Raw genomic sequence first — 2,397 nt, 5'->3', positions numbered from 1 at the left:
GGTGTTCGTGGTCTCGCCCGAGCGGGGGCTGGGGGTGGTGTGCGAATCGGTGTTCATGGTGCTTTGGGAGTGGATGGGGGGTGGACGGGGTTTGGGGGCATGGCCCTGGGGACAGGGGGTGCGCCCGGGGCGATTCCGGGGGTCAGCGCCTGTTCGTGGTCTTGTTTGAAGGGGTGTGTTGCGCGCCTCTGGCGGCGGCGTGCGCCAGGAGGCCATCGCCTCTGTGCGGGGACCGACAACGCAGCCTGAACCATGGGTGGCATGCGCAGTCCCCGGGGAGGGTCGTGAACGGTTTCTTGAATGTTCTGAACCCTTGCCGATCCGGCAGGGGGGTCATCGCGAGGCGGTGCGGGCGTGCGGGACTCCTTTGGGTGGCCGGAGGCAGCTTGCGTCCGATGTTCCTTTCCGATACCCGCGTTTTGGCGCCAGCGGGGGCGAAATCAGCAGCCCGCCGTGCTGCCTGAGCAGCGGTTCTTGCAGCGTGCGGGGATGCGCAGCGTGCAGGCCGCGCCATGGTCCTGCCCCTGTTTGGGGAGGCGCTGCATGGGGAGGAGGAAGGGCCCGACATGTCGCGAATTGTACGTGACGGATTGAAATTTCATGGATGAAAACGGTAACTTGCGCGCCCGTCCATCGGACTGTTGGACAGGCGGGCATGGTTCTCGGACAGGCGGACAGGGATGATCGCAACACCCGGGTGGAAGCCCTGGCATTGCGCGGGATCGGGCGCTGCGCAAGCGGGACCGCGCCGGTCTTCCTGTGGGTCGGGCGCGCGCGGCCCGACGCCGTGGGCGGGTCGGGGAGCCAGTCGCGGGCGGGGGGCGCGGAGGATGGCTTGCCGCTGGCTCGATCGGGATCGTTTGGCGTCCGGGGGGCGGGTCTGCATGCCGGAACGCGGCCGACTCGCGCAGGCGACCATGTCCCCACAGCATGCAGGCGAATGCGGCGCCAACCCGGGAGCCCCTTCGGGTTCAAGCCGTTCGCCGGGGCGGACAGGCGTGTGCCGCCGCTGTCCAGGCCCCGCCAGCGGGGCACCGTCAGAACCAGAGGCCGCCCGCCGCGTCCGGCGCCTGCCCCATGAGGGACAGCGGCATCTGCGCTGCGGCGCCGGGTGCGGTGATCACGCCGTCCAGCGCTGCCCCGTACAGGCTATTGGCTTCGGTGTAGCTGAGCACCAACGGGTTGCTGCTGACCCGCGGCACGGCTGAGAGCGTGTGAATTTTTCAATTTCAGCAATGGCCGCGGTACAAGCTCCCGGCGTGGGGAGCGCTCGACGATCAGCTCAGAGCGGCCATCTTTGCCCATCGACCAGACGCTAGCTATTACCTTGGTTTTCCAGCAGGGGTAGATAGGGCGCCCAAGGATTCCGGCGAGGCGCTGGCTGTCGTTGGTCATGGTTCCATTCCTTCGTCGTTACGGCCTTCATCGTCGGCATCCTGGCACACGGCAGGCAGTTGTTTGAGCAACGCCGGTAGCCATTCTTGTGCTGTTTTCCACACCACATCAAGATCGACGTCGAAATAGCCGTGGGCCATGCGATTGCGCATGTTTCGCATGCTGCGCCATGGCACTTCGGCGTGCGTCTGAATGAACTCGGCGTAGCCATCCATCACCTTCGTGGCGGCCTCGCCGATGATGATGAGGCTCATGATGACGGCCTGCTGGGTGCGCTTGTCGGCCAGAAAGTCGTCTTTGGCCAACCCTTCCACGAAGCTGCGCGCATTGGCTGCGGCCTGCTGTATGTGATCGAGGTAATCGGGTAATCGGTTCCCGCTCATAGCGGTTGTGCCTCCGCGAGTATCTTGGCCCGGAACTTCGGCGGCAGATCGCCGGGTGTCAGCAAATCGACATCAACGCCGAGCAGCAATTTCAGTTCGTCTTCCAAATCACCCAAGTCCAATAACGTCGCACCGGGTAGCGCATCGACCAGCAGATCGAGGTCGCTCCCGTCCCGGTCGGTCCCATGCAGCACCGAACCGAAGACGCGCGGGTTCGCCGTGCGAAAACGGCTCACCGCTTCGCGCACTGCACTTCGCTTTATGTCGAGCACAACGGACGGTCGCATAGGCACCCTTTCTTATCGAAACTCATCGCAATGGTAAGGGATCGAGGATGACATCCCAAGAGTCGAAAACGCCTGACGGCCTGCTGTACGTCCACGAGCACTGCGTGAAGTCTTCGGTGGCCGGCAATCGATCGTCGGGAACCCGCGGGCATCGGTGATTTCGACAACCCGCAGGAAGCCTTGGCGCTGCGCAAGAGGCAAGCCATGGCTGCAGAGATCGGATCCGACTCGGGGGAGGGCGGACCTCAGAACCAGAAGCCGTCGTGCGTCCCATCCGGCGCCTGACCCACGATGGACAGCGGCATCTGCGCTGCGGCGCCGGGTGCGGTGAT

3 protein-coding genes are annotated in these 2,397 nt (G+C 64.9%); all 3 read right to left on the bottom strand.

Annotated elements, in window-relative coordinates:
* Positions 1–1,037: 1,037 nt before the first annotated feature.
* Positions 1,038–1,202: a hypothetical protein gene (locus VTU_RS34015; RefSeq protein WP_010108279.1), complete on the bottom strand. Its 165-nt coding sequence runs from the start codon at positions 1,200–1,202 to the stop codon at positions 1,038–1,040.
* Positions 1,203–1,391: 189 nt separating this feature from the next.
* Positions 1,392–1,778 (bottom strand): HepT-like ribonuclease domain-containing protein, encoded by a 387-nt coding sequence (locus VTU_RS0120880; RefSeq protein ID WP_010108278.1) that lies wholly within the window; start codon positions 1,776–1,778, stop codon positions 1,392–1,394.
* Complete coding sequence (locus VTU_RS0120875) at positions 1,775–2,065, bottom strand: nucleotidyltransferase family protein (protein ID WP_010108277.1); 291 nt, start codon at positions 2,063–2,065, stop codon at positions 1,775–1,777. The genes VTU_RS0120880 and VTU_RS0120875 overlap by 4 nt, the downstream gene beginning before the upstream one ends.
* Positions 2,066–2,397: the final 332 nt, after the last annotated feature.

Source organism: Verminephrobacter aporrectodeae subsp. tuberculatae At4 (genome assembly GCF_000193225.1).
Taxonomy (GTDB): domain Bacteria; phylum Pseudomonadota; class Gammaproteobacteria; order Burkholderiales; family Burkholderiaceae_C; genus Acidovorax; species Acidovorax aporrectodeae.
Note: the sequence above shows the minus strand (reverse complement) of the source record. Positions and strands in the feature narration are given on the sequence as shown.